Source organism: Crocosphaera sp. XPORK-15E (assembly GCF_034931425.1).
GTDB lineage: Bacteria > Cyanobacteriota > Cyanobacteriia > Cyanobacteriales > Microcystaceae > UHCC-0190.
Genome location: NZ_JAYGHQ010000005.1, coordinates 68,532 through 93,461 on the forward strand (window position 1 = coordinate 68,532; position 24,930 = coordinate 93,461).

Annotated in this window: 30 protein-coding genes; 19 read left to right on the top strand and 11 right to left on the bottom strand. The window is 38.6% G+C overall.

The window, feature by feature from the left end; translation table 11 throughout:
• The first annotated feature begins 6 nt into the window (after window positions 1–6).
• A complete protein-coding gene (locus VB691_RS05685; RefSeq protein WP_323290502.1) occupies window positions 7–636 on the top strand; it encodes an ABC transporter ATP-binding protein in 630 nt (209 codons plus the stop codon).
• Window positions 637–714: 78 nt separating this feature from the next.
• On the opposite strand, the gene VB691_RS05690 is transcribed toward VB691_RS05685, so the two are convergent.
• Together VB691_RS05690 and VB691_RS05695 are read right to left on the bottom strand one after the other, a co-directional pair.
• A complete protein-coding gene (locus VB691_RS05690) occupies window positions 715–1,347 on the bottom strand; it encodes an ImmA/IrrE family metallo-endopeptidase (RefSeq protein WP_323290503.1) in 633 nt (210 codons plus the stop codon).
• Window positions 1,334–1,696: a helix-turn-helix transcriptional regulator gene (locus VB691_RS05695; RefSeq protein ID WP_323290667.1), complete on the bottom strand. Its 363-nt coding sequence runs from the start codon at window positions 1,694–1,696 to the stop codon at window positions 1,334–1,336. Before VB691_RS05695 ends, VB691_RS05690 begins: the two co-directional genes overlap by 14 nt.
• 164 nt (window positions 1,697–1,860) lie before the next feature.
• On the opposite strand from VB691_RS05695, the gene VB691_RS05700 reads away from it, so the two are divergent.
• From VB691_RS05700 to VB691_RS05710, 3 genes are all read left to right on the top strand, one after another.
• Window positions 1,861–2,841 (top strand): hypothetical protein, encoded by a 981-nt coding sequence (locus VB691_RS05700; protein ID WP_323290504.1) that lies wholly within the window; start codon window positions 1,861–1,863, stop codon window positions 2,839–2,841.
• 29 nt (window positions 2,842–2,870) lie between these two features.
• The gene (locus VB691_RS05705) at window positions 2,871–3,968 is read left to right on the top strand and encodes a hypothetical protein (RefSeq protein ID WP_323290505.1); all 1,098 of its coding nucleotides are present in this window, start codon (window positions 2,871–2,873) and stop codon (window positions 3,966–3,968) included.
• Window positions 3,969–4,209: 241 nt separating this feature from the next.
• Window positions 4,210–5,832 (top strand): peptide chain release factor 3, encoded by a 1,623-nt coding sequence (locus VB691_RS05710; protein WP_323290506.1) that lies wholly within the window; start codon window positions 4,210–4,212, stop codon window positions 5,830–5,832.
• 105 nt (window positions 5,833–5,937) lie between these two features.
• Here the strand turns inward: VB691_RS05710 and VB691_RS05715 are convergent, their stop codons facing one another.
• From VB691_RS05715 to VB691_RS05730, 4 genes are all read right to left on the bottom strand, one after another.
• The gene (locus VB691_RS05715) at window positions 5,938–6,336 is read right to left on the bottom strand and encodes a TIGR02588 family protein (protein WP_323290507.1); all 399 of its coding nucleotides are present in this window, start codon (window positions 6,334–6,336) and stop codon (window positions 5,938–5,940) included.
• Window positions 6,333–7,226 carry a TIGR02587 family membrane protein gene (locus VB691_RS05720; RefSeq protein ID WP_323290508.1) on the bottom strand — a complete coding sequence of 298 codons (894 nt, stop codon included), beginning with the start codon at window positions 7,224–7,226 and terminating at the stop codon, window positions 6,333–6,335. Before VB691_RS05720 ends, VB691_RS05715 begins: the two co-directional genes overlap by 4 nt.
• 81 nt (window positions 7,227–7,307) lie before the next feature.
• Window positions 7,308–8,249, bottom strand: coding sequence for an isoaspartyl peptidase/L-asparaginase (locus VB691_RS05725; RefSeq protein WP_323290509.1), 942 nt, complete (start codon window positions 8,247–8,249; stop codon window positions 7,308–7,310).
• A gap of 13 nt (window positions 8,250–8,262) precedes the next feature.
• Window positions 8,263–8,418, bottom strand: a complete 156-nt coding sequence (locus VB691_RS05730; protein WP_323290510.1) for a DUF2256 domain-containing protein — start codon at window positions 8,416–8,418, stop codon at window positions 8,263–8,265.
• Between the two features lie 92 nt (window positions 8,419–8,510).
• Between VB691_RS05730 and VB691_RS05735 the strand changes: the two genes are divergently transcribed.
• Window positions 8,511–8,831, top strand: a complete 321-nt coding sequence (locus VB691_RS05735) for a metalloregulator ArsR/SmtB family transcription factor (RefSeq protein ID WP_323290511.1) — start codon at window positions 8,511–8,513, stop codon at window positions 8,829–8,831.
• 259 nt (window positions 8,832–9,090) lie between these two features.
• On the opposite strand, the gene VB691_RS05740 is transcribed toward VB691_RS05735, so the two are convergent.
• On the bottom strand, window positions 9,091–10,071 hold the full coding sequence (locus VB691_RS05740) for a PEP-CTERM sorting domain-containing protein (protein WP_323290512.1): 981 nt from the start codon (window positions 10,069–10,071) through the stop codon (window positions 9,091–9,093).
• 291 nt (window positions 10,072–10,362) lie between these two features.
• Here VB691_RS05740 and arsB point away from each other — a divergent pair, with 291 nt between their 5' ends.
• From arsB to VB691_RS05790, 10 genes are all read left to right on the top strand, one after another.
• Window positions 10,363–11,508: an ACR3 family arsenite efflux transporter gene (gene arsB / locus VB691_RS05745; RefSeq protein ID WP_323290513.1), complete on the top strand. Its 1,146-nt coding sequence runs from the start codon at window positions 10,363–10,365 to the stop codon at window positions 11,506–11,508.
• An 18-nt stretch (window positions 11,509–11,526) separates the two neighbouring features.
• Window positions 11,527–12,156 (top strand): arsenical resistance protein ArsH, encoded by a 630-nt coding sequence (gene arsH / locus VB691_RS05750; protein ID WP_323290514.1) that lies wholly within the window; start codon window positions 11,527–11,529, stop codon window positions 12,154–12,156.
• Window positions 12,153–12,551, top strand: coding sequence for an arsenate reductase, glutathione/glutaredoxin type (arsC, locus tag VB691_RS05755; RefSeq protein WP_323290515.1), 399 nt, complete (start codon window positions 12,153–12,155; stop codon window positions 12,549–12,551). Before arsH ends, arsC begins: the two co-directional genes overlap by 4 nt.
• Before the next feature lie 247 nt (window positions 12,552–12,798).
• Window positions 12,799–13,998: a glutathione S-transferase family protein gene (locus VB691_RS05760; RefSeq protein WP_323290516.1), complete on the top strand. Its 1,200-nt coding sequence runs from the start codon at window positions 12,799–12,801 to the stop codon at window positions 13,996–13,998.
• Window positions 13,999–14,009: 11 nt separating this feature from the next.
• Window positions 14,010–14,348 carry a cupin domain-containing protein gene (locus tag VB691_RS05765; protein ID WP_323290517.1) on the top strand — a complete coding sequence of 113 codons (339 nt, stop codon included), beginning with the start codon at window positions 14,010–14,012 and terminating at the stop codon, window positions 14,346–14,348.
• 190 nt (window positions 14,349–14,538) lie between these two features.
• The gene (locus VB691_RS05770) at window positions 14,539–14,934 is read left to right on the top strand and encodes a hypothetical protein (RefSeq protein WP_323290518.1); all 396 of its coding nucleotides are present in this window, start codon (window positions 14,539–14,541) and stop codon (window positions 14,932–14,934) included.
• A 3-nt stretch (window positions 14,935–14,937) separates the two neighbouring features.
• On the top strand, window positions 14,938–16,107 hold the full coding sequence (gene hpsP, locus VB691_RS05775; protein WP_323290519.1) for a hormogonium polysaccharide biosynthesis glycosyltransferase HpsP: 1,170 nt from the start codon (window positions 14,938–14,940) through the stop codon (window positions 16,105–16,107).
• A gap of 115 nt (window positions 16,108–16,222) precedes the next feature.
• Complete coding sequence (locus VB691_RS05780) at window positions 16,223–17,047, top strand: metallophosphoesterase (protein ID WP_323290520.1); 825 nt, start codon at window positions 16,223–16,225, stop codon at window positions 17,045–17,047.
• Window positions 17,048–17,101: 54 nt separating this feature from the next.
• Entirely contained in the window at window positions 17,102–17,386 is a 285-nt protein-coding gene (locus VB691_RS05785) for a hypothetical protein (protein ID WP_323290521.1), read from the top strand.
• A 172-nt stretch (window positions 17,387–17,558) separates the two neighbouring features.
• Window positions 17,559–17,690 (top strand): hypothetical protein, encoded by a 132-nt coding sequence (locus VB691_RS05790; RefSeq protein ID WP_323290522.1) that lies wholly within the window; start codon window positions 17,559–17,561, stop codon window positions 17,688–17,690.
• A gap of 66 nt (window positions 17,691–17,756) precedes the next feature.
• Here VB691_RS05790 and VB691_RS05795 read toward each other — a convergent pair whose 3' ends face one another.
• From VB691_RS05795 to pcrA, 3 genes are all read right to left on the bottom strand, one after another.
• Entirely contained in the window at window positions 17,757–18,986 is a 1,230-nt protein-coding gene (locus VB691_RS05795; RefSeq protein ID WP_323290523.1) for a glycosyltransferase family 4 protein, read from the bottom strand.
• A 47-nt stretch (window positions 18,987–19,033) separates the two neighbouring features.
• Window positions 19,034–19,522 carry a thioesterase family protein gene (locus VB691_RS05800; RefSeq protein ID WP_323290524.1) on the bottom strand — a complete coding sequence of 163 codons (489 nt, stop codon included), beginning with the start codon at window positions 19,520–19,522 and terminating at the stop codon, window positions 19,034–19,036.
• A 68-nt stretch (window positions 19,523–19,590) separates the two neighbouring features.
• Window positions 19,591–21,912 (bottom strand): DNA helicase PcrA, encoded by a 2,322-nt coding sequence (gene pcrA, locus VB691_RS05805; protein WP_323290525.1) that lies wholly within the window; start codon window positions 21,910–21,912, stop codon window positions 19,591–19,593.
• 438 nt (window positions 21,913–22,350) lie between these two features.
• On the opposite strand from pcrA, the gene trxA reads away from it, so the two are divergent.
• The 3 genes from trxA (at window position 22,351) to VB691_RS05820 (ending at window position 23,633) form a co-directional block, all read left to right on the top strand.
• Window positions 22,351–22,674, top strand: coding sequence for a thioredoxin (trxA, locus tag VB691_RS05810; RefSeq protein ID WP_323290526.1), 324 nt, complete (start codon window positions 22,351–22,353; stop codon window positions 22,672–22,674).
• Window positions 22,675–22,855: 181 nt separating this feature from the next.
• Window positions 22,856–23,224, top strand: coding sequence for a ferredoxin-thioredoxin reductase catalytic domain-containing protein (locus VB691_RS05815; RefSeq protein ID WP_323290527.1), 369 nt, complete (start codon window positions 22,856–22,858; stop codon window positions 23,222–23,224).
• A 7-nt stretch (window positions 23,225–23,231) separates the two neighbouring features.
• Window positions 23,232–23,633 carry a DUF309 domain-containing protein gene (locus VB691_RS05820; protein WP_323290528.1) on the top strand — a complete coding sequence of 134 codons (402 nt, stop codon included), beginning with the start codon at window positions 23,232–23,234 and terminating at the stop codon, window positions 23,631–23,633.
• A gap of 13 nt (window positions 23,634–23,646) precedes the next feature.
• On the opposite strand, the gene VB691_RS05825 is transcribed toward VB691_RS05820, so the two are convergent.
• Complete coding sequence (locus VB691_RS05825) at window positions 23,647–24,210, bottom strand: Uma2 family endonuclease (protein ID WP_323290529.1); 564 nt, start codon at window positions 24,208–24,210, stop codon at window positions 23,647–23,649.
• A gap of 49 nt (window positions 24,211–24,259) precedes the next feature.
• On the opposite strand from VB691_RS05825, the gene VB691_RS05830 reads away from it, so the two are divergent.
• Complete coding sequence (locus VB691_RS05830; RefSeq protein WP_323290530.1) at window positions 24,260–24,904, top strand: CatB-related O-acetyltransferase; 645 nt, start codon at window positions 24,260–24,262, stop codon at window positions 24,902–24,904.
• The last annotated feature ends 26 nt before the right edge of the window (window positions 24,905–24,930 follow it).

Consider the following 24,930-nt stretch of genomic DNA (forward strand, 5'->3'; position numbering starts at 1 on the left):
TGATTAATGCTTTATCTCAAAGATGTGATGTACCATCCCCCCGCCACAGAAACCCCTATTTTAAGCGGGACAACCTTAGAATTGGGTTCCCAAGAGTTGGGTTTGGTGGTTGGCCCCAGTGGTTCAGGAAAAACCACCTTATTAGAAATTCTCGCAGGGTTAGCGGAACAAACTAAGGGCAAGATTTTTTGGCGAGATCAAGAACTAACTTCTTTGGAGTTACAACAATTGGGGGGTTTAGTGTTTCAGTTCCCTGAACGACATTTTTGTGGCAGTAATATTTTAGAGGAATTGCGCTTAGGCCATCCCGAAATTACTACAGAACGGATTAAAATGGCTTTAGAAGAAGTGGGGTTACAAGATATTCCTCTTAATGCTTCTCCCCACCGTTTAAGTGGGGGACAACAAAGACGGTTAGCGTTAGCAGTTCAATTAATTCGTCAACCAAATTTATTATTATTAGATGAACCTACGGCGGGTTTAGATTGGTCTATGCGTCTTCAGTTAGCTAAATTATTATCTAAATTGAAAGAACATTGGACTTTGTTAATTGTTTCTCATGATCCTGATGAATTATTAGCGATCGCTGATCGTTGTTGGAAAATTGATCACGGAAAATTAGAATTGGTTCGCTAATAATTAATTAATTAAACTTCTGGAGTTAAGAAGAAGCCTTTAAATATTTGGAATCAATTCAAAATAAAAATGTGGATATTAGAATTTTATAACTTCAATTTCACGGGAATTTTCTGTTAATTCAATCCATCCTACGTCTTTTAAGCGATGAATTAAGTTAGAAATTGTCACCCCTAATTCTGAGGCAATATGATAAAGTTCTCGCCATTGTTTTAAATTGCGCCCTTGACACACTTCTTTTAACTTAAATTGGGGCATTAATAAACAACTGGAAAAATACTGTGCCTGCCATTCAATACCACTTAAATTAAGTTCATTTCGACATAATAATGGTTCAACTTTAATATTTTTTTTGTGCTTACCTGGCAACATTAAATAGTTTTCTACCACCTTTTGATTAATATGTAATACCCAATGCCCCACTTCATGGGCAATAGTTGATTCTCCAAAACCTCCCCTTAATTTGGGAATCATTTCATTGATTTCAATTAACTTTTCTAGGGGTAAAATTCGCGCTGCTATCATCCCTTTTTCGTCATCAGGAATGCTATCCCAAACCACATCTAAACCCAAAAATTCTGCCACGCGACTCGCATCTAAGGGAAATTTTAATTGATAGTTAGGAGTCTTGGCCATCTGTTGCAAAATTGCTGTGGCTTGTTTTTCGATTCTTTTTTTGGGAATAAAGCAAAAAGATTTAAAAATCTGCATTTTGACCTCTTTTTTCTTCTTTAATTGCTTCTTGGAAGATTTTATGAGCAAATTTAGGGTTTTCTCTCATTCTCCGAAACAACGTCGGCATGGTTTTATAGTGTTGCTTAACAAAGTCTTCATCTCCCTCTGGTAGTCTCCCTGAGAGAAAAATTAACTCCTCTGCGTCTAATTCTAGATGGGAAGCTAATTGCCTAATTTTGTTTTCTTTAGGCGAATAATTAGCTCTATCGTTTTCTAGCTTCGATAAATAGGTAAAATCTATCCCTAACTCGTTTGCTAACTCTCTTTGACTATATCCCTTCTTCTTTCTCGCTTGACGAATCAATTGACCAAAACTTTGTGTCACGGTTTCTCCTTGGGTAAATTTTTTGTAACTAGGACTTGACGAAAAAATCAACATAGGATTATTATAGCAGTATTGACTAAAAAATCAACTCGCGGAGATCCTATCAAAAAGGTTCCCAAAATTTTCAGCATTTTATCACTTTACATCAAGGAAAAATTAAGATTATGACGGAAGGAACATTGGCAGAAAGTAAAGGGCAAATTATGTCTAACTTTGCTCAATTTTTAAATCAATATGATCGAGAAGAATCGAGAGTTTTGAGTAAAGAGGAAGAATTAGAGAAGGAAAAGAATAAGCAATTATTAGAGAAAGCTGCCGAATATACGGTGGATAATATTGTTAATAATATGGCTTCTCTCCAATTAGATTTTGGGCGCATTATTCAGGGTTTATCCCAGAATCTTACCACAGAATCAACTAAATTAGATGAACTGAAAAAAGCTATTACTGTTAAACAAGAGCAACTCAAAGAATTGCGTCAAGTGCGTTTAATTGCTGATGCGCTTTACATTTTAAGACAGGAACATCAAGAGAAACTAAGACAGTTAGAAGAAAAGACAAATCAACAAAGAGAAGCTTTAGAAAAAGAGCAGGAAAAAACTAGAGAAGCTTGGGAAAAAGAACAACAGGAATTTGACATTAGAATTGAGGAAGAAACTGAAATTATCACCAAACAAAGGGAACAAGAAACCGCTAATTATCAGTATGATAGAGAACGGTTAAGAACCATAGAGCAAGACGATTATCAAGAGAAAAAACGTCAACAGGAAAGAGAACTAACTTTGAGTAATTTGGAAAAAGAAAAAGCATGGAAAGAACGAGAAAACCTATTAACTCAACAAACAACAGAGTATCAAGAAAACCAGAAAAAAATAGATGAATTAGAGGAAAACATTAAGCAAGAATACAATAAGGCTAAAGGAGAAGCCATTAAAGATGCAGAAAGGGAAGCCAAAGTCAGAGTTGATTTAATTGAGAAAGAATGGGAGTTAACAAAACAAGGATATGAGTTAAAAATTCAATCCTTAGAATCAACAATAAACCGAAATAATGAACAAATTGCAGAATTGATGACACAATTACAGAACACAACGACTCAAGCTCAAAACTTAGCTTTAAGAGCTTTTCAAACCAATAATAATTAAGAAAAAATTACCAACAAAAGGAAAAAGTCATGACTCAAAATCTTAATTCTAAAAGTACAAAAGCTCAAATCATGGAAGCTTATGAAGAACTTTTGCAAGCAAAAACAGCCCTAGAAAATCAAGTCAAAAAACTGAATCAAAATCCACCCGTTAAACAAGAATCTCCAAAAACAATAAACCAACCTCAACCCCAACCCAGTCAACCCATGAAACCTACTGTTGAAATGACTAACAATAATATTATCCTTACCATTCAAAATCTTGAGAAACTGCAAAACAATTTTGGCAGTGCAGTCAGTCATTTATCAGAACATTTAATAACCGAAGCTTCCCTATTAGCTGACTTAAATAAAATTGCCACAGAAGAATTAGAACAACTTGAGGAATTACACGAAATAGAAACCATTGAAGATGAAACATTATCTAACTTAATTCAAAGTTATCAAGATAATGCCAAGACTTATCAAGAAGAATTAACCCAACAACAAGAAACTGTTGCCAAAGAACTCGAAGAACTGCAAAAAAATTGGCATAAAGAGAAACAAAATTATAACAGAGAAATTCGAGAAAGAGATCAAACATATTTAACTACTAAACAGCGAGATGAGGAACAATATGTCTATAATTTAGATTTAGAAAGGAAAATTGATGAAGAACAATATGAAGCACAAAAACAGGCTTTATATCAAGAATTAAAAGAGACAAAAGAAGTACAAGAAAAACAATGGAAAGAACGGGAAGAAACTATCGCTAAACAGGAAAAAGATCAGGCAGATGCTAAAGCAAAAGTTGAACAATTAGAACAAGAATTAGAACAGAAAATTAAGCAAGGGAAAGAAGAAGGTAAAGGAATTGGTCACTATCAAGCAAAAATCAAATCTGATTTACGCATTAAAGAAATAGAAGGAGAAAAACAGAACTATCAACTGAGAATTACTGCCTTAGAAGAAGCCATCAAAAATCAAGAAATTCGCCATCAAAGTTTGAGTCAACAACTAGAATCATCCCTCAAACAAGTACAAGATTTAGCCGTTAAAGCGATTGAGGGAAGCTCTAACCGCAATTCTTTTGAAGCGATGAAAGAAATTGCTTTAGAACAGGCAAAAAATCAACCTAAAAGTAAATAATTGTAAATTGTAAAGGGTGGTACTGTGTCATCCTTAATAATAGAGTTTAGCTGCGATCGTTTCCCGTAATGTACTCCAGAATGACATTAAATTTATTATTCATTTCCATCATCAACAGTTTCATCTGTAGAGGTAATTCATGAATTACCCCTACAAATTTTTAATAAAAATTGACTAATGATTTACGTTACTATAGAAAAAGCAGTTAGCATGAAAGAGAAACACCTAATTCCTCCCCAGTATGACCAACGAAATAGAAAGAGAAATTCAAGAAGCAGTCCAAAGACGACGTAATTTTGCCATTATTTCCCACCCCGACGCGGGAAAAACCACCCTCACCGAAAAACTGTTACTCTATGGAGGAGCGATCCACCAAGCAGGGGCAGTCAAAGCCAGAGGAGATCAGCGTAAAGCGACTTCTGACTGGATGGAAATGGAAAAACAGAGGGGCATTTCCATTACTTCCACCGTTCTACAATTTGAGTATAGAGACTTTCAAATTAACCTCTTAGATACCCCTGGACACCAAGACTTTAGTGAAGATACCTATCGAACCCTAGCTGCTGCTGATAATGCGGTAATGTTGATCGATGCTGCGAAAGGTTTAGAACCCCAAACTAGGAAACTTTTTGAAGTGTGTCGAATGCGGGGACTACCTATTTTTACCTTCATCAATAAAATGGATCGTCCGGGTCGGGAACCCTTAGAATTATTAGATCAAATTGAACAGGAATTAGGTCTGAAAACTTATGCTGTAAACTGGCCCATTGGTATGGGCGATCGCTTTAAAGGTGTTTATAGTCGTCGTCAAAAGTCTATACACCTGTTTAAACGTCGCGCCCACGGTAGTCAACAAGCGCAGGAACAGACGATTAAGCTAGGCGACCCCAAAATTGAGGAATATCTCGAAAAAGAGCTTTATTATCAATTTAAGGAAGACTTGGAAATTCTCGAAGAATTAGGGGGCGATCTCGACTTAGAAGCCATTCACGCCGGACAATTAACCCCTATTTTCTTTGGGTCTGCTATGACTAATTTTGGGGTGCAATTATTCTTAGAAGCGTTTCTCGACTACGCCTTAAAACCTGAGGGGCGTAATTCTTCTGTCGGGGTGGTTGAGCCAACCTATCCTGAATTTACGGGATTTGTCTTCAAATTACAAGCCAATATGGACCCTAAACACCGCGATCGCGTGGCCTTTGTGCGGGTGTGTACGGGCAAATTTGAAAAAGACATGACGGTTAATCATGCGAGAACAGGCAAAATTGTTCGTTTATCCCGTCCTCAGAAATTATTTGCCCAAGATCGGGCTTCCATTGAAGAAGCTTATGGGGGAGATGTGATCGGGTTAAATAATCCTGGGGTTTTTGCGATCGGCGATACCATTTATAATGGCAAAAAATTAGAATATGAAGGCATTCCCTGCTTTTCCCCTGAGATGTTTTCCTATTTAAAAAATCCCAATCCTTCTAAATTTAAGCAATTTCAAAAAGGAATTCAAGAATTAAGAGAAGAAGGGGCAATTCAAATTATGTATTCTACCGATGACTTTAAACGTGACCCGATTTTAGCCGCAGTAGGACAATTACAATTTGAAGTTGTACAGTTTCGGATGTTAAGTGAATATGGAGTAGAAACCACCTTAGAAGCTTTGCCTTATAGTTTAGCCCGTTGGGTGACAGGAGGATGGAAAGCTTTAGAAAAAGCGGGGCGAATTTTTAACACAATTACCGTTAAAGATAATTGGGGTCGTCCCGTTTTATTGTTAAAAAATGAGTGGAATTTACAACAAATTAAATCGGATCATCCCGATTTAGGATTAGATTCTATTGCCCCTGTCGGTGCAGGAATTCAACCCAATTAATCCTAGGGTGGGCAATGCCCACCTTACAAACTGGCGATAAACTTACTCTCCCCAGACTATTTTTATCAAAGCATTATCTGAAAGATATAGACAACGAAAGAATTATTAAGGTTTTTGATAACTAGCAACGCGCAAAATTAACTTGCCGTTCTGGGGATTGCGGCTAAACAAAAATACTCCCTCCTCTGCTTCTCCTCCGGACAAGAAATCAATCTGCTGTTCGCCGCTTTCTTCCACTTCTCCATTGATGCGTAGCTCAGCAGTTACTTGAACGGCATCGGCAGTTTCTCCACCCTTGTTAGTTAGGGTAAAGGGGACATAGAAATTTCCCTCTACTTGACGTATATTACCGCTACGCTCGATCACTAAAATAGGGGGATGCTCTCCCACTTTCAGCCAACTATAACACACTAGCCCAACAATACCAGCTAGAATGAGCGATGAGATGCTAAAGGTTATCCATTCAGCAGACGATCGCTTCCGTTTTGGCTCTGGTTGACTCATACTACTATCCGTCCTGCTGCACCCCCAATCGTGGCTGGCAGTCCGAGTACAATAGCATGGCTTAACCATACTGTCCAGGGATCTTCAGGACTGAGTTGATGAAAAAACCAGAGCATTAATGCCGCAGCCATTAATGAGACTAGATAGGCTATCACAGTTTCACTCATAGGTTGCTGAAATAGACCTTCATGCTGGTAACGCTTAGCTTGATTCGTTAAACCAGACACAAAAACAATCCCGTAGGAAATTAAGAGAGAAGCAGCTATCGTGGCTAAAAGCCAGGGGGGAGTCATCGCTGACACCAACATGGGAACTTCCTCCGTGGGTGCAATAGTAAACGCAATAAAAAGAGAACCAATCAGGGTTGCTCCAATGTCTGCTAGGGTTGCGTTAATTTCTGCCTTTGTAGACTGAGAAGATGAATGGTTTTGTCCGTTAGTTCCTTGGTTGCGATCGCCGCTTAACACTGAATTGGCAACAGCTACCCCTAGAGAAAATGGGGCGCTCTCAAAAACAATTTTGCCCACTGCTTCATTGATTGATGTCGTCAGAGTAATCTCGCGCAATAGAACTAAAACTAAGGCAGTACATACCGCTCCTATTGCCAAAGTTTTAACACTGTCCATCAAGGCATCGAGCAACTTAGCATTGACCGTTGTTCTAAAGCCTTCAGTCCGAATGAGTAAGAAGACAACGACAAAGTTAGTCAGTAACGATACAAGCATTTGTGACGGTTCTGCGAAAGAACCAATCCACCAAACTTCCATTGTGTATAGTAATGGAATCCCAAACAAAAAACCACCTGATGCCCCTCGGATCAAGTTACTAATTTCCTGTTTCCAAGCTTTTCGAGCCGAATGAGATGGCGTTCGCCTAGTATGGCTTCTCATAATAATACGCCAATGCTTTTTTCAATCATTTTTTATAGGCTTCAGTGTGAAATTTGGTGGGCATTGCCCACCCTACCAATTCTAGCAAAAGCCCATTAATTCCTCAGTTTGCCACTCTAAAGTGTCCCCAATGGTAGACCCATTATGATAAGCTGCCAGTAAGATTTCGCTGGTTTTGCCCCAACTAATCACCCCACTGTGATCAAGAGCGATCGCACCTAAATCTCGTTCCCGTTTGTGGCATTCTGCCATGGATTTTTGCATGGCATTAGGCAAAGATAACCCATCTCCCACCCGAATCACTACCCGCGCGGCAAAACATTCATTAACGATATCTTCCCCTATTCCTGTACAACTAACCCCTGCATCAGCGGTAGCATAGTTACCTGCGGGCATGACTGAATCACTGACCCGGCCGATTCTTTCTAACCCTTTCCCTCCCGTCGAGGTTCCAGCGGCAATTCTTCCCTGACTATCTAAGGCCACAACTCCAATGGTTCCCCGTCGTGCTTCAGAAGACTCTGTATGGGCAAATAAACGCCCCATTTTGCCCTGAAAATCATCTTTCCACTCTGCAATCCATTCTCGGGCCCGAAACTCGGTTAAGGGGTTATAAATGGGGATTTGTAGTTCTCTCGCTAATTCTATTGCACCCAAATCTGATAAGATGCGATCGCTTTCTGTTTGTAGGTATTTGGCCAAATCAATGGGGTTTTTGACACGGGAAACATTGATCACCCCGCTGAAGGTTTGGGTTAACCCTTCCATCAAAGATGCGCTCATGCGAATTTGTCCATCTGATTGTAAGACAGAACCTGTACCAGCATTGAAACTAGGGTCATTTTCCAGCAGTTGACACCCTTTTACCACTGCATCAATAGCAGTTTCCCCATCGATCAATAATTGATAAACTTCGGTGACGATGCTATGCAGGGATGTGCGAACTTTTTGCAAACCTCCTTTATCGTCTACTAGGGAACTGGCCCCTCCATGAATGATCAGTTTAGGTTGTCGGGTGGTCATCAATAATTATCCTTTATTCTTGTGTTTGGGAACGTCTTTTGCGGCAACGTTCGGAGCAATATTTTACATCATCCCAACATTTGGCCCACTTTTTTCGCCATGTAAAGGAAAGGCCACAAACAACACATATTTTTGTCGGTAAATCAGCTTTTGAAGGTTGACGGGCCATGGTTTGGGTGTGGGGGTAAATCTAGGTATGAACGGCTGTTTGCTCCGTCGGAAATAGTATACTATAAATAAATATATTACAATTTCATACTTATGGTAACAACGACTTCTACCAATTTATCTACTATTTTATCGGGGTTTCGGGCTTTATCTGATCCCATTCGTCTACAAGTTTTAGAATTATTACAAACGCAAGAATTATGTGTCTGTGAACTCTGTGAAAAACTCGATATTAGTCAGTCTAAATTATCTTTTCATCTGAAAACTCTTAAAGACGCTGAATTATTGCGATCGCGTCAAGAGGGGCGATGGATTTATTATCGTTTGAATTTGTCTCAATTTATTGTTTTAGAAGAATATTTATCTGAGTATCGACAATTTAGTGAGATTTTACCTGCTAAGTCTTGTAAATAAACGTAGGGGGTAATTCATGAATTACCCCTACTAATAAAAAATTATCAATTATCCATTGTTCATTTCTCAATTGTTGAAACGAACATAAAATAACTTTAAGTGTAAATTTAGGATACAGACAGGGGGCAACATACAATAGTAAAAAGTTAAGTGTAAACTTAGAAAACAGGTAGTGGGCAACATACAACAGCAAAAAGTTTTAGCTTTTTGGGGAATAATTCCTCTGTTTCTAGCTTTCAGACTTTGATAGTAAAGTGCTTTAAGCGCGTTTGCCTCTTGCAAAAACCAAGCCTAACAAACCAAGACCGACTAGACCTGCTGTGGTAGAGGGTTCAGGTACAGTCACAGCAGCTGGGTCAGCAGTTGAAGCTGGTGAAACACCTGCAGGAGCTGTCTCACCGACAAACCAACCCCCACTAAAAGCATAGCGATCAGAATTACCAGTACCAGTGAAGGAGAAGTCAATTTGCACATTTTTACAACCCAGGACTCCGCACTCTTGGTCAAAAAGATTGCTGTTGAAGGCCCCATAAGTATAAGTTCCGCCCGCACCATTCCCAGTACCAAAAAAGGTATCACCAAGGGCTATGCTTGCTATTTGTTCGTTATTATTATTGATGAGCTTAGCGACCATTGTTTTAGTCTGGTTCCCAGCATTAATACCTATACCATCAGATCCTCCATCAGTGAGACTCGCTCCTATACTAGCTGAAAAGTATACTGAGTCACCGAAGACAGATGGGTTGAAGGCAGGAAAATTCAATGTGCTACTAAAGGTGCTTGGGGTTCCAAAATCCCTAAAAGTAAAGCCAAAAGTACCCAATGGATCTAAAACAGTAGAGAACTCATCGAACTGTAAATAGTCAAATTGAGCGTCTTCGGGAGCAACTCCTAGAACCTGTTGGTTAGTCTGAAGGTTTATATAGAAGACCTGCCCTAGATTGTAAATATAATCAATTTTGCTGCCACTGCCGCCTTCGCCAGATGCGGTGCTAAGATCCTCTATCAGTATTTGATCGCCTTTCTTTAATTCAAATGATATCCCTTCTACATCGGCATGAACAATATCGGGCCGCTCTTCGTCTGTATATTGTTGCGCTTGTGCTGCGGTTCCAGAGAGCAAGATGGCGGCAATGGAGCTATAAACTATGGCTTTAGTGTTTATCATTAGTTTTGTTTGTGTAATAGGGTGACTATACTTAAATAATATGCAGTATGTTTTTATTTTTGGCAAGGTCATTTCAGTATTATTTCGTAAGTAAGTAGTCGGACATCATTTAAGTCAGATGTCAAAAGTCAGTGGTTCGGCTGAGTGGGGCAATTGAGCGAAGTCAAAATTCAACAATCAGTCATTCCTTTCTTTTTGTAACGGAGATTTAGTCCTCGCGCTCACAATATTTCGCCTTAAAAAGCGACGTATTAGAGCAAATTGTTCGATAAAGAACAAAAATTGACAATATCACTAGCATAGCTTGACATATCAAGTTTGGTTGATGTATGTTTAATATATCAACTAAACTTGATATATCCTATGAACAGTCGTATTAACCCCAAAGCTGTTAAAGCAGGGGGAAGCCTTAATGTTTTTGAAAAATACCTAACTATTTGGGTAATTTTGTGTATTTTGGTTGGTATTTTCCTAGGGAGAATCTTTCCTGTTCTAGCAGAAACCCTAGATTCAATGAGTATCTATAATGTTTCAATTCCTATTGCTATTTGCTTGTTTTTCATGATGTATCCAATCATGGTAAAAATAGATTTTTCTCAAGCAGTGCAAGCGGCAAAAGCCCCAAAACCAGTTATCTTAACTTTGGTGATTAATTGGTTAATTAAACCTTTTACTATGGTGGCATTTGCTCAATTTTTCTTAGGGTGGTTATTTCTGCCATTACTAAATTCAACTGAGGTTATTCGAGGGCAAGAAGTTACTCTAGCTAATTCCTATATTGCGGGTTGTATTTTATTGGGAATTGCTCCCTGTACCGCTATGGTGTTGATGTGGGGCTATCTTTCCTATAGTAATCAAGGACATACTTTAGTCATGGTTGCTGTTAATTCTTTGGCCATGTTATTTCTCTATGCCCCATTAGGAAAATGGCTACTTTCTGCTAATCATTTAGTAGTTCCTTGGCAAACCATTGTCTTATCAGTGTTCATTTATGTTGGTCTACCTTTAGCCGCAGGAATTTATAGCCGTTACTGGATATTTAAACATAAAGGTAAGGAGTGGTTTGAAAGGCAATTTTTACATTATCTATCACCAATTGCCATCTTTGCTTTATTGTTAACTTTGGTGTTATTGTTTGCCTTCAAAGGAGAATTAATTGTTAATAATCCTCTGCATATTATCCTAATTGCTGTTCCCCTGTTCATTCAAACTAACTTTATCTTTTTGATTACCTATTTTGCCGGATTAAAGCTAAACTTAACTTATGAAGATGCGGCCCCTGCTGCGTTAATTGGGGCCAGCAATCATTTTGAGGTTGCGATCGCCACATCTGTGATGTTATTCGGTTTAAATTCTGGGGCAGCATTAGCAACAGTGGTCGGAGTATTAATTGAAGTTCCGGTAATGTTAATGTTAGTAGAAGTCTGTAAAAAAACAGCTTTTTGGTTTCCCAGAAATCCCGAAAAAGCAACCTTATTAGATCCTCGTTGTGTTAATTCTTTGAAATAGGAATAAACGAATAATACTATGACCAATTTTGAACATCCTCCCCGTATTTTATTCCTTTATGGATCATTAAGAGAGCGTTCTTATAGTCGTTTATTAGCAGAAGAAGCGGCTATAATTATTGAAAAAATGGGGGCAGAAGTTAAATTTTTTCATCCCCATGAATTACCTTTACGGGGACAAGTGGACGAGTCCCATTCAAAAGTACAAGAACTGAGACAATTAAGTCAATGGTCAGAAGGACAAGTTTGGTCATCTCCTGAAATGCACGGCAATGTTACAGGTATTTTAAAGAACCAAATTGACTGGATACCATTAAACATTGGTTCGGTTCGTCCCACCCAAGGAAAAACCCTAGCAGTGATGCAAGTTAGTGGGGGTTCTCAATCTTTTAATGCGGTGAATACCCTGCGACTTTTAGGTCGATGGATGCGAATGTTTACTATCCCTAATCAATCTTCTGTGGCTAAAGCTTATCAAGAATTTCATGAAGATGGAACCATGAAAGACTCAGCTTATCGTGACAGAGTAGTTGATGTTATGGAAGAACTTTATAAGTTCACTTTGTTGCTACGGGATAAGGTTGATTATTTGACAGATAGACACAGCGAACGGAAAGAAAAACAACTAAAATTAGAGGAAAAATCATGAAAAAAGTGATGTTTGTTTGTAAGCGTAATTCCTGTCGTTCCCAAATGGCAGAAGGGTTCGCCAAAACATTAGGAAAAGGCAAAATTGAAGTAACAAGTTCTGGGTTAGAAGCAAGTCGGGTTCATCCCACAGCAATACAAGTAATGGAGGAAACTGGTATTAATATTACTGACCAAACATCTGATCCCTTAAGTGATTTTAAAGCAGAAGATTATGATGCAGTAATTTCTTTATGTGGGTGTGGAGTTAACTTACCTCAAGAATGGGTATTAAGGGATATTTTTGAAGATTGGCAATTAGATGATCCCGACGGACAACCGTTAGAAACTTTTCATCGGGTAAGGGATGAAATCAAGGAAAGGGTGACATTATTGATTGAAAAATTAGGGGTTTAATGTTTAAGGTAGAGGTAATTCATGAATTACCCCTACAGAGAATTACAGCAGTTTGCAACTTTTTGAAATACACCGTTAATTTATAGGGGCATGGCAATAATAAGTTGATGGTCTAAGAGTAAGCTTACTAATGCCATGCCCCTACCTTTTATATATCATACTGACTCGCAATTTGATCTGATTAAAGATCCTTCATGTCTAAAACCGATAAAATATTAACATTGAAATCCTAACCATAACCACCCTTATGATCACCATTCCTCTCAGTTGGACAGAACTCGAAAAATTAACCGATTTTGACAAAGATACCATTAACGGCCCCACCAACGCCCAAGCCTGTTTACGCCTATTTGGGGCAAAAGAATCAGACATTCGCGTCACCCTCTACCGTGATAACCATGCTTGGTGTCCCTATTGCCAAAAAGTCTGGCTGTGGTTAGAAGAAAAACAAATTCCTTACCGCATCAAAAAAGTCACCATGTTCTGTTATGGACAAAAAGAGAATTGGTATAAGCGCATTGTACCATCAGGAATGCTGCCCGCCCTGGAATTAGATGGACGCATTATTACCGAAAGTGACGACATTTTAATCGCCTTAGAAAGCGTTTTTGGCCCCTTAACTCAAAGCATGAAAGACCCCGAAGTTATGCCCCTAAGACAGTTAGAAAGGTTATTATTTCGGGCCTGGTGTTCCTGGTTATGCTATCGTACCCGTTCCCCGCAACAAGAGCAACAAAACCGCGACAAATTTACCGCAGTCGTAGCTATGGTAGAAGATGCCTTAAGTCGTGAGTCTGGCCCTTACTTTTTAGCCGAATTTGGCACCGTTGATGTTATTTTTACCCCTTATGTCGAGCGCATGAATGCCAGCCTATACTATTACAAAGGGTATTCTCTACGGGAAGAAAATCCCCGTTTTGAGGCTTGGTTTGACGCAATGGAAAGCCGTCCAACCTATAGAGGGACACAAAGCGATTTTCACACCCATTCCCATGACTTACCCCCACAGATGGGCGGTTGCTATTCAAACGAAACAGACCAAGCTAAAATTAATCAAAATCGGGTAGATAATGGCCCTTGGTTTGGGTTGCCTGATGTCACTTATTCAGAACCCGAAACCTCCCGCGCAGAAGCCCTACAACGGGTGATTAAACACCATCAGAACATTATTCAGGTTAATCCAGCAGATGACCAGTTATTTGATGAAGCATTGCGTTGTGCGTTGACGTTGATGATGACAGGGGAAACCTGTAAGCCACCAGCAGGATCTGATGAGGCTTTACGCTATTTACGGGATAGAATTAATGTACCGAGGGATATGTCAATTTATGCCGCGAAACGGTTAAGAGAAGCCTTAGAGACAACTGCGAGTTTAATCGGCGATCGCCAGGGGCCAGCCATTCCCTTGAACCATCGACGGGATCAAGATCCGGTTAATTTTATCTAGAATGAATGAGTATGAAGCAATCAGCAATAATCTCCAATATTTTTGAGTTACCTTTTCAATTACCTCTTGAAGAATTATTTGAACCTTTGCTATCTACAAAAGATTTGTTGATAGAGCGAATTATTTCTACTGGACAAACTACACCATCAGGGGAATGGTATGACCAAGAGAGAGATGAATGGGTAATTTTGTTACAAGGAGAAGCCAAATTAACCTATGAAACAGGGGAAACCTATCAACTTATTGCTGGAGATTATCTGCTAATTCCTGCCCATCAAAGGCATCGGGTTAATTATACTTCTTCTGAGCCGCCCTGTATTTGGTTAGCAATTCATGGTGATTTAAGCTAAATTAATAATTAATAACGCCGCTAAAGCCTGATTCTACAAAAACGAGCGTCCGCCTTCCCAGACTAAACCCTAGGTTGGGTAGGCAACCTTTTTTTGTATAGCCTAACTCTTTAGAGTTAAAGTCTATTATTTGTGATAATTTAACATAACATATACCGAAGAACCTTAAAATACTGAATTAACCAAGCTCATGAGCGATCGCGATCCTAGTCTCATCCGTCAAATTGAACGATTATATGAATTTAATCTCTATCGTCGTTGGTTATTTGTGATGATCTGCTGGCTAACCCTTGGTCAGTTTGCTTTATGGCAATTACGGGGAGAATTCACCCTCTGGCGAGAAAATTTTACTTGGGTAGCAGTACGCTATGGACTAGCTTTTAATCTCATCCCTGCTTTTAGTTTATTTTTCTGTATTGGTGTCACAGGGGCGGTTTTAGTGTGGCAAAGTCTTCATATTCTCAATGGTTTATCCCCAAGGGAAAAAATGCGTCTCGAAAATCAAGTCAGACACATTCGCCAGTCTGGGCCGGGCCATCCTCTCTGGAAATGGGTTTGTGAGACTTCTCAACGTCATTCGAGTTAATTTATGAAAATTCTCCAAATTGTGCCGTCAATATCCCTGGTTTATGGGGGCCCTAGTCAAATGGTGTTGGGATTATCTGCTGCTTTGGCCCAACAGGGAATTGAAGTAACTATCCTCACAACAAATACCAATGGAGATGCGGGACAACCGCCTTTAGATGTTCCGTTAGGGGTTCCCATTCCCCAACAAGGCTATCACATTATTTATTTTGCTTGTTCGCCCTTTCGTCGTTATAAATTCTCTTTAAGCTTATTACAGTGGTTAGGATCTCACAGCCCTAATTATGATCTGGCCCATATTCATGCTCTATTTTCCCCTATTAGTACGGCTGCTGCAACGGTGGCCCGTTATCGAAATTTACCTTATATTCTCCGTCCATTAGGAACCCTAGATCCGGCAGATTTACAAAAAAAACGGGTTTTAAAACAACTTTATGGCAATTTATTAGAACGTCCCAATTTAGCAGGGGCCGCGGGGGTTCATTTTACAACAGATCAAGAGGCGAAAATTTCTCATCGTTATGGGGTAAAAACTCATGATTTGGTGATTCCTTTAGGGGTAAATTTACCGGATAAATTACCGCCTTTGGGACAAACAAGAAAAGCATTAGGTATTCCTGATAATTTGCCTTTGGTCTTATTTATGTCCCGAATTGATCCCAAAAAAGGTTTAAATTTTTTATTAGCAGCAGGAGAAAATTTAATCAATCAAGGGATAAAATTTCATTTAGTTATTGCAGGATCAAATCCTCAAGATCCAGTTTATGAAGCCCAAATTAAGCAACAAATTGCCGATTCTAGTTTAGCGTCTCAGACAACCATTACCGGATTTGTTCAAGGTCAGATCAAGTTAGGATTATTACAAGATGCAGATTTATTCCTGTTGCCTTCTTATTATGAAAATTTTGGTATAGCTGTGGCCGAAGCAATGGCCGTGGGAACTCCTGTGGTGATTTCTGAGGGGGTTTATATTTGGCCTGATGTTCAACAAGCTTCAGCAGGTTGGGTGACAGGGTTAGATGTGGAAGGGTTAACCCATGCTTTAGAGAAGGCGATCGCCGATCCCTCAGAACGACAAAAACGGGGAGAAAATGCCCGTAAATTGGTGTTAAATCAATATAGTTGGTCAGCCATTGCTCAACAAATGATTATGACTTATCAATCCTTAATCTAGGTTAAATGTAGGTTAATTTTGGCCAAATCTTATAAAAATACCATAAATTTTTATACAGTCTCAGATCCTCCGCTATCTTGAAAATTGATGGGATAAAAAAACTGCTGAGGTGATTATGGTATCAATTCGACTTGAACCCTTGAAGGTAGAACGAATTACCGTAGCGATCGCGGATTTACCTCCCGATTTAATGGGGACAAAATTGATCCAACTGTCCGATCTTCATTATGATGGTTTACGATTATCTGAAGAATTATTAACCCAGGCGATCGCAGTTAGTAATCGGGAAAATCCCGATTTAATTTTACTGACAGGGGACTATATTACCCATCAACCTGATCCCATTGACGAGTTAGTAATGCGGTTACAAGATTTAAAAAGTCGTCTGGGAATTTATGCGGTTTTGGGCAATCATGATTATGGTTATCATGATGCTAAAGTTAGAGTAATTAATGCCTTAAATAGCATTGGAATTAAGGTTTTATGGAATGAAATTGCGACCCCATTTGGCTCAGATTTTCCCATTGTTGGATTAGCAGATTTTTGGTCATCAGAATTTAATCCTGCTGCGGTAATGACTCAGCTTTCTCCTCATATTCCTCGTTTAGTTTTATCTCATAATCCTGATACGGCAGAGATTTTACAACAATGGCGTGTTGATCTACAATTATCAGGTCATACTCATGGGGGACAAGTTATTATTCCAGGGTTAGGGGCCGCAGCTTTGATTATTCAACAGATTCATCGCTATACCCCCAAAATATTACACCCTTGGATTCCTTTTGTTAATGAATGCTCTAGAGTGGTGAAACATTGGCAATGGGCCCAAGGATGGCATCAAGTTCATCATAACCAACTTTATGTCAATCGTGGCTTAGGAACCTATTTTCCGGGGCGGTTCTTTTGTCCTCCCGAAATAACTGTGATTACGTTAAACTAATGGATTATAATAAGCCAATGGTCTAATGTTTTTTTGTAGCAATTCTAACTGGAGATGAAATTCACTAACTTAATCAATCCTGGCTATATCTATCAACGAAGGGATCGTATTGTTCCCAAATTAAAGGAATTGCAAGAGGAATCTATTGAAAGTATCTGCAATAAACTAGCATTTTCTGGGTATCCTATTACTTCTAATGATCGGCATTTGGTGAGCCTGAAAAACATCCACCATCGCTTTGTTCTTTATGGTGTCGATCACGATTATAAATTTGTTTCCAATCAACAATCTGAAGATCGGGAGCGTGTCACTTTTGCGACTAAGTATATATACTCATAGCCAAAAGCCCTTGCTGGACTTGATTTGTAGAGCTATCTTTCCGTTGCAAAAATTGTGCATTCGCAAAAGTGACACGCTCCCTGAAGATCTTTGGCACAGCGCTCAAGGAGAAGGGAATCATTTTATTAAAAACTACCGTTCAGAAAAACCCTGGTGTCCACCACAAACGAAAATGATCGAAAAATCCTTTCAAGCTTGCGATCTCTTTTTGCGCTCTCAGGGAGGATGGCTGAAAAATGCCACGAGAGGAGGAAAATTAGAAGTTCTAGAAAGAATCGATTTTGATTTAGCTATTAACATTTAGATCTAGTAAAAATCCCTAAGTTTAAATTTATGGCTCAAACTTTGATATGAGAAGTTAATAATTAATTTAAGAAAAAATCGCTTTAATTGCTTGTTCTATGCGCTGATAATTTGCCTCCCATGAATATTTTTCTTGGACAATTTTATAGGCATTATCAGCTAATTTAGCAGCTAAAGAAGGCTGTGACCAAAGTTGTTCTATACCCTCAACAATTTCATCGATAGTATTTCTAATTAATAACGCTTCTCCATCTTTTGCTTGAATTCCTTCCACTCCTTTAGCGGTACTAATAACCGGACAACCAGCAGCAAAAGCTTCTAAAATTTTTAACCTTGTACCCCCACCATGTAATAAAGGAACCACCATCACACTTGCTAAGGACAAATAAGGTTCTACATTAGGAACAGTTCCAGTAACAATAATATCAGGATCTTGTTGCGCTGCTTCTAGCATTTTTTGATTGGGAACTCGTCCTACTAATAATAAGCGACAGTCTGGATACTTTTGTTTGATTTTAGGATAAATTTCATCAATCAGTAATTCAGCAGCAACAGTATTAGGATAATAGGATAATTGCCCTGAATAAAAAATAATATGTTCAGTTTTTTCTAAATCTTGAGGCGGAGGACATTGACCTGATCTGATAGTTTTATAATTATCTATATTAACGCCATTGGGAACAACATAAATAGGGGTATCTTTTCCATACATTTCTCCTAATAAATGAGCATCTTCTTGACTACAAACCCAAACTTGATCGCTTTGACGAGTTAATTCACCTTCTATTTGTTTGAGATGGGCTAATTGTAAATTAGCTTTTAATTTCGCTGTGAGAGGTTCTTTTGAACGATCAGGTTGAGCAAATAAATGGGCTTCAACATTATGATTGTCAAAAATAATATGACAAGGATAATTTTTAACGATTGGTAAATAACGAAATAACCAAACTTGTTCAAAGATAACAATATCTGGCTTAAATTTAGTCATTAACTCTGCTAATTTTTGAGCCGCTAATCGAGAATAGGGCCAGTCAGCATCAGGATGACCCGAAGGCCGTAACCACCAGAACCGTCTTTCCCCTTGTTCCCAAGGAGAGCGTTGTTCTTCCACATTATAATGTTCCCAAAGAGTAATTCCTGATAGGGAATTAGGGGTAAGACTCCAATTGGCGGCGGAAAAGATAGCAACTGGGCCAAAATTCATCATAATATTGATATTTTGCCAGTTACGAATACGAACCCCCCCAAAAATCGGATAGGGAGCTTCTCTGGTAATAAACAAGGTTTTAATGTTCATAGTTTAAATAATAAACTATTTAATCCCTCCAATAATTGGAGAAATTTCTATAATGATTTTACTAAGGCATCTTGAACCGCAGGAGGAAGTTGCCGCATAATTTTTCCTTTTTCGGGGTCAATGGCCACAATGGTAATTTTTGCCGTCACACAGAGTTCTTGTTTTTCTGATGATTCAATCCGACAGTCCCAATACATTTTTACCCCTGTCATTTCGTCCATGCGGGTTTTAATGATCGCCATTTCTCCAAGTCGGAGAGCGCGATGATAACGGATGGATAATTCGACAACGGGTAAATCACAGCCTAATTTCACTAATTCTGCAAAATCTATGCCAATTGACCGTAAATATTCAACCCTAGCGGTTTCCATCCAAGTCAGATAAGTTCCATGCCAAACTGCCCCTGCATAGTCAGTATGATGGGGTTGTACCCTGACGGAATACTCAAACCATTTTTCAGTGGTCGCTTTTAGTCCAGTTTTTGCTGCGATCGCTGTGGTTGGGGGAAGTTGGGGAGACTCTGATGATGAAGACAACTTTATTAACTCAGGTGATCAGTACAACTGTTAACAATTTTATCCTGTAGATGTTCAAAAATCATAGATTAATCTAGTTTCGTAATTGAGTTAGTTTTAGGATCAATAATTTTACGGCCTAACCCAGCAAATTGAATCGCTAAATTAGTTTTTTGACCTGATCCCAAAATATGGGTAATTTCTCCTTCACCAAAACTATGATGAATGATGCGATCGCCCACCGACCATTGATTATTATTGACCTTAGATGTTGAAGTTTTTTTGTGGGTTACTTTTCTCACAGTTGGCCGCACATTACTATTCATTAAATCTTGGGGAATTTCTTTTAAAAATTGTGAAGGGAGTTTAGATTCTTTGGAACCCCAAACAAATCTTTCTCTAGCATAGGTAATAAATAATTGTTCTTGGGCGCGGGTAATACCAACATAACATAATCTTCGTTCTTCTTCTAAGGATAAGGGATCGCTTAAACTGCGAACATGGGGCAAAATTCCTTGTTCTAATCCTACTAAAAAGACAATGGGGAATTCTAGTCCTTTCGAGGAATGGAGGGTCATTAATGAGACTTTTTCCTGTTCTTCTTGTAGGTTATCTAAATCAGAAGCAAGAGAGGCATTAGTTAAATAACCTTGTAAGCTTTTGTCTTCATTATCTTCTTGATATTGAGCGATCGCACTATATAATTCATAGATATTTTCCACTCGATTATCTGCTTCTTCGGTTCCTTTTTGTTTTAAATCATCAATATAACCAGATTGTTCCATTACTTGATCTAAAATTTCTGTGGCTGACAGTTGGGTTAATTGAGTTTGAAAAGATTGAATCATTTTAGCAAATTTATTAACTGCTTTTGCTGCCCTTCCTGCTAAGGTATTAACTGAGGTTTCATCACTAATAATTTCCCAGAAAGGAATCTCTAATTCTTGGGAAGCTTTTAAGAGGGCATCCATCGAAGTTTTACCAATACCACGACGGGGAGAATTAATAATTCTGAGCAAACTAACAGTATCAGCAGGATTAACAATTAACCGTAAATAGGCGAGAGAATCTTTGATTTCTTGGCGGTCATAAAATTTGAATCCACCGACAATTGTATAAGGAATATTACTCTGAATTAGAATATCTTCAAAAGGTCGAGATTGGGCATTGATGCGATAAAGTATGGCAAAATCTCCCCAATTTAATTCAGGGTTTGTGTTAATTAATTCTTGGATTGTCTGCATAACAAATTGAGCTTCTATTCGTTCATCATCAGCTTTATAACAATAGATTTGTTCCCCTTCGCCTCTAGTTGGTTTAAGAATTTTATCAATACGTTGGCTATTATTTTCAATTAAGTTATTAGCCGCCAGTAAAATATTTTCTCTAGAGCGATAATTTTGTTCCAATTTAACCATAGTTCGGGTATCTTCATCAGGTAAACCGTCCCCAAAGTCTGATTGAAAGTTAAGAAGAATAGTAAAATCTGCCATGCGAAAACTATAAATAGATTGATCCGCATCACCGACAACAAAGATAGAGCGATTTTGCCAATTCCATTCACTTTTTTTTGTTTCCCCATTGGTGGAAAGTAAGCGAATTAAATCATATTGAATGCGGTTAGTATCTTGGTATTCATCGACTAAAATATGTTTAAATTGATGATGCCAATAGCCTAAAACAGATTCATTTTGTTGAAAAAGCTGCACAGGGACTAAAATTAAATCATCAAAGTCTAAGGCATTATTAGCTGCCAATTGCGTTTGATATTCATTATAAACTTCGGCAATAACTCGACCTTTATAATCAGAATTTTCTTGCAAATAGTCTTCAGGGGAAAGCCCTAAATTTTTGGCATTACTAATTTCATAACGAACAGAACGAGGATTAAACTTCTTTTCATCTAAATTAAGTTGTTTAGTTGTAATGTTTTTGACTAAACTTTGAGCATCCGATTCATCAAAAATAGAAAAATTACGTTCCCATTGCCGATTTTTTTTGTCCTGGTATTTATTAATATCATACCGTAAAATTCTGGCACATAAACTATGAAAAGTCCCGATCCAAAGTCGTTTGGTCGTTTTTTTATAAACCTGGGAAAGTAACTTTTTTTGCTCGTATTCAGCCAAAGAATCAAAGGGTTTGTTATAATTTTTAAAGGCCATTTCTTGAGCAAAAAGTCGCTCAATTCTTTCCTTCATTTCCCTAGCAGCCTTATTGGTAAAGGTTACTGCTAAAATCGATTCAGGATCAACCTGATGATGACTAATAAGGTGAGCAATACGATAAGTGAGGGCCCTCGTTTTACCTGACCCCGCCCCCGCCACCACTAATAAAGGGCCACAAAAATGCTCAACGGCAATACGTTGGGAGGGATTGAGTTGAGAAAGAAAATCAGAGGAAATGGTCATGGAGATTCAAAATTAGGGTAACATATCGTCACCCTTGATTGTATCGTGAATCGCTAAACTCAATGGTGATCGCCGTTTCTCACTTCCGGCAAAGATACCTAGCCTAACATATTAAGGAAAAAAAAATTTTCTAATCATGACACAATAAGTTCATCAAAATGGGAATTGTCCCTTACAATAGAGATAGCGGAGGCGAAAGTCTCTGTTCACTCCTCACACCACACTCCGCCTGGGCATTTTCATGTTCGGGCGGTTTCTTTTTGCAGGTTAACAAAAGTTAAGCTTGCCTTAAGCTCAAAGCATTAGGGGGGTTATCAAGCCATAACTCAAATAATTCGTGAAGTTGTGAGGAAAATGGGTTAAAATCTAGAGACTTTTCCTTGTGGTAGAATTCTAGAGTATTCTAGAGAAACGTGAGCAATCAAAGGAATTCTCGGTATGTCAGCTACACCCCAAGTTACAGACGATAAATTTAAACAAGAGGTTTTAGAGAGCGACATTCCTGTTCTGGTTGATTTTTGGGCGCCTTGGTGTGGCCCCTGTCGTATGGTAGCTCCAGTTGTGGACGAAATTGCTGAACAATACGCAGGCCAAATCAAAGTGCTGAAACTGAATACGGATGAAAATCCGAATACAGCTAGCCAGTATGGAATTCGCAGTATCCCCACCCTCATGATTTTCAAGGGAGGCCAAAGAGTAGATATGGTTGTGGGAGCCGTTCCCAAAACAACCTTAGCTAACACTCTCGAAAAATATCTTTAGTTTCTAGCCCAAAGCTAGAATTGAGTTTAGGGGTAAGCCTTCATTGACTTACCCCTATTTTGTCTAAAAAAATCCACTCAGCCCAATGGCCTAACTCAAGTGGATCGGCCCAAACAGCCGAGAATATGTAACAATGTTAACCTAAATCCAATTGATGTAAACGACCCATCAGCTTAAATCTATGACTTCAGTAAACAAGGATATTAACCAGCAGGATAAAGTGCTAGAGGCAATGAAAAATTTTGCTGAACAGTACGCTAAACGAACAGATACTTATTTTTGTAGTGAACCCTCTGTCACCGCCGTAGTGATCGAAGGGTTAGCTAAACATAAAGAAGAATTAGGCTCTCCCCTGTGTCCCTGTCGTCATTACGAAGACAAAGAAGCGGAAGTCAAAAATACCTATTGGAACTGTCCTTGTGTCCCCATGAGAGAACGCAAAGATTGTCATTGTATGTTATTCATCACCCCAGACAATGAATTTGCGGGCAAGGAACAGGAAATTGACATAGAGTATATCAAAGAAATTAGAGAAACTATGTCTGCGTGAAAAAATCATGGCATCAGACGCATTTTTGCAGGGAATTAAACAGTTTAATCAGGGGGAATTCTACGCCTGTCATGACACCTTAGAAGCGATTTGGCTTGAAGCGGCAGAGTTGGATAAACGTTTTTATCAAGGTGTTTTACAGGTGGCTGTGGGTTGTTATCATCTCGAAAACCATAATTGGCGTGGGGCAGTGATTTTATTGGGAGAAGGGGTGAGAAGACTCGTTGACTATCAACCAGAATATGAAACTATTGATGTCACAAAGTTGTTAGAAGAAAGTCAGGCATTACTGCTTTATCTTCAACAAACTGACCCTGAAAAGATTGTTGAAGTTGCTAAAACCCTCAAAGAATCCTCTGAGAATGCCCCTTGTTCTTTGCCTCATATTGTCATTTTACAAACACTGTAGCGGCTATTTCAATCTACTCAAAAATCTGAGCGACAGGAGTGCTGAACCCAGGTAGCAAAGGTGAAGTGAGAGTATCAGCAACCAGGAGTGTGCTGACGAGTTGTAACTGAGCATCTTTTCTGCGGTAAATTTCTATGGTTTTCAGTTGCCAACTGACGATCCAATATTCTTGAACCCCTTTCAGAGAATAGAGTTTCAGTTTTACTTCTTTGTCTCGTTGTTCGTTGCGTTCACCAGGGGAGAGAATCTCAACGATCAGTTCAGGGGCGACAGTTAGATGTCCTGCTTCATCAATGCCGTTGTTTAGGCGATCGCGGCTAATCCAAATAACATCAGGAATGACCGCATCAATGGGACTAAAAATGATACCTGGTGTTTGAAACGGTTTACCGAGTTGGGTTTGTCTAGACCAAATGGCTAGTTCAACATGAATGTTGCCACCTGCATCTTGATGGCGAATGTGGGGAGCGCGAGTCACGTACAGTTCTCCATCAATTATCTCATAGCGTTTCCATCCGCCATCGTCGGGCATGACATCAAGATCTCGAATTGTCCAGAGGAGTGAGTTGGCCACCATTCGGATTTACAATTGAACTTATTTTTATTTTATAATAGCGATTAAAACAATGACAACTTATCCCAATCCAAATAATCCCTATCCTTTAGAGAATTATAAACGGTTATGTTTCCTCAAAAATATTATTACGAATCCTAATATTATTGTAGGGGATTTTACCTATTATGATGATTTTGAAAATCCCCAAAACTTTGAAAAAAATGTGCTTTATCACTTCGATTTTATTGGTGATAAGTTAATAATTGGGAAGTTTTGCGCGATCGCAAGTGATGTTAAATTTATGATGAATGGGGGAAACCACCCCGTTCATTATTTTACAACTTATCCCTTTACAATTTTTGGTCATGCTTGGGAAAATACTCTGTCGGTTACTGATATTTCCAAGAGGGATATGATCAAGGGAGATACAATTATCGGTAATGATGTTTGGTTTGGTTATAATGCTTTAATTATGCCAGGGGTTAAGGTAGGAAATGGAGCGATTATTGCGGCTAATTCAGTTGTGACAAAAGAGGTACAACCTTATACCATTGTGGGTGGCAATCCAGCTAAATTAATTAGAAAGCGGTTTGAAGATGAGGTAATTGAGTTATTGTTAAAACTCCAATGGTGGGATTGGCCAATTGAAAAAATAACTCAAAATATTGAGATACTTTGTAGTAATAATTTAGCTTCATTAAAACAATTATATTAATAAAATTTAACTTAAGTTCGGGGTAA

Bases quoted from the DNA above. Each gene is read 5' to 3' on its own strand.
- VB691_RS05685 (WP_323290502.1), top strand. From the start codon at position 7: ATGCTTTATCTCAAAGATGTGATGTACCATCCCCCCGCCACAGAAACC.
- VB691_RS05690 (WP_323290503.1), bottom strand. From the start codon at position 1,347: ATGCAGATTTTTAAATCTTTTTGCTTTATTCCCAAAAAAAGAATCGAA.
- VB691_RS05700 (WP_323290504.1), top strand. From the start codon at position 1,861: ATGACGGAAGGAACATTGGCAGAAAGTAAAGGGCAAATTATGTCTAAC.
- VB691_RS05705 (WP_323290505.1), top strand. From the start codon at position 2,871: ATGACTCAAAATCTTAATTCTAAAAGTACAAAAGCTCAAATCATGGAA.
- VB691_RS05710 (WP_323290506.1), top strand. From the start codon at position 4,210: ATGACCAACGAAATAGAAAGAGAAATTCAAGAAGCAGTCCAAAGACGA.
- VB691_RS05715 (WP_323290507.1), bottom strand. From the start codon at position 6,336: ATGAGTCAACCAGAGCCAAAACGGAAGCGATCGTCTGCTGAATGGATA.
- VB691_RS05720 (WP_323290508.1), bottom strand. From the start codon at position 7,226: ATGAGAAGCCATACTAGGCGAACGCCATCTCATTCGGCTCGAAAAGCT.
- VB691_RS05725 (WP_323290509.1), bottom strand. From the start codon at position 8,249: ATGACCACCCGACAACCTAAACTGATCATTCATGGAGGGGCCAGTTCC.
- VB691_RS05730 (WP_323290510.1), bottom strand. From the start codon at position 8,418: ATGGCCCGTCAACCTTCAAAAGCTGATTTACCGACAAAAATATGTGTT.
- VB691_RS05735 (WP_323290511.1), top strand. From the start codon at position 8,511: ATGGTAACAACGACTTCTACCAATTTATCTACTATTTTATCGGGGTTT.
- VB691_RS05740 (WP_323290512.1), bottom strand. From the start codon at position 10,071: ATGACCTTGCCAAAAATAAAAACATACTGCATATTATTTAAGTATAGT.
- arsB (WP_323290513.1), top strand. From the start codon at position 10,363: ATGAACAGTCGTATTAACCCCAAAGCTGTTAAAGCAGGGGGAAGCCTT.
- arsH (WP_323290514.1), top strand. From the start codon at position 11,527: ATGACCAATTTTGAACATCCTCCCCGTATTTTATTCCTTTATGGATCA.
- arsC (WP_323290515.1), top strand. From the start codon at position 12,153: ATGAAAAAAGTGATGTTTGTTTGTAAGCGTAATTCCTGTCGTTCCCAA.
- VB691_RS05760 (WP_323290516.1), top strand. From the start codon at position 12,799: ATGATCACCATTCCTCTCAGTTGGACAGAACTCGAAAAATTAACCGAT.
- VB691_RS05765 (WP_323290517.1), top strand. From the start codon at position 14,010: ATGAAGCAATCAGCAATAATCTCCAATATTTTTGAGTTACCTTTTCAA.
- VB691_RS05770 (WP_323290518.1), top strand. From the start codon at position 14,539: ATGAGCGATCGCGATCCTAGTCTCATCCGTCAAATTGAACGATTATAT.
- hpsP (WP_323290519.1), top strand. From the start codon at position 14,938: ATGAAAATTCTCCAAATTGTGCCGTCAATATCCCTGGTTTATGGGGGC.
- VB691_RS05780 (WP_323290520.1), top strand. From the start codon at position 16,223: ATGGTATCAATTCGACTTGAACCCTTGAAGGTAGAACGAATTACCGTA.
- VB691_RS05785 (WP_323290521.1), top strand. From the start codon at position 17,102: ATGAAATTCACTAACTTAATCAATCCTGGCTATATCTATCAACGAAGG.
- VB691_RS05790 (WP_323290522.1), top strand. From the start codon at position 17,559: ATGATCGAAAAATCCTTTCAAGCTTGCGATCTCTTTTTGCGCTCTCAG.
- VB691_RS05795 (WP_323290523.1), bottom strand. From the start codon at position 18,986: ATGAACATTAAAACCTTGTTTATTACCAGAGAAGCTCCCTATCCGATT.
- pcrA (WP_323290525.1), bottom strand. From the start codon at position 21,912: ATGACCATTTCCTCTGATTTTCTTTCTCAACTCAATCCCTCCCAACGT.
- trxA (WP_323290526.1), top strand. From the start codon at position 22,351: ATGTCAGCTACACCCCAAGTTACAGACGATAAATTTAAACAAGAGGTT.
- VB691_RS05815 (WP_323290527.1), top strand. From the start codon at position 22,856: ATGACTTCAGTAAACAAGGATATTAACCAGCAGGATAAAGTGCTAGAG.
- VB691_RS05820 (WP_323290528.1), top strand. From the start codon at position 23,232: ATGGCATCAGACGCATTTTTGCAGGGAATTAAACAGTTTAATCAGGGG.
- VB691_RS05825 (WP_323290529.1), bottom strand. From the start codon at position 24,210: ATGGTGGCCAACTCACTCCTCTGGACAATTCGAGATCTTGATGTCATG.
- VB691_RS05830 (WP_323290530.1), top strand. From the start codon at position 24,260: ATGACAACTTATCCCAATCCAAATAATCCCTATCCTTTAGAGAATTAT.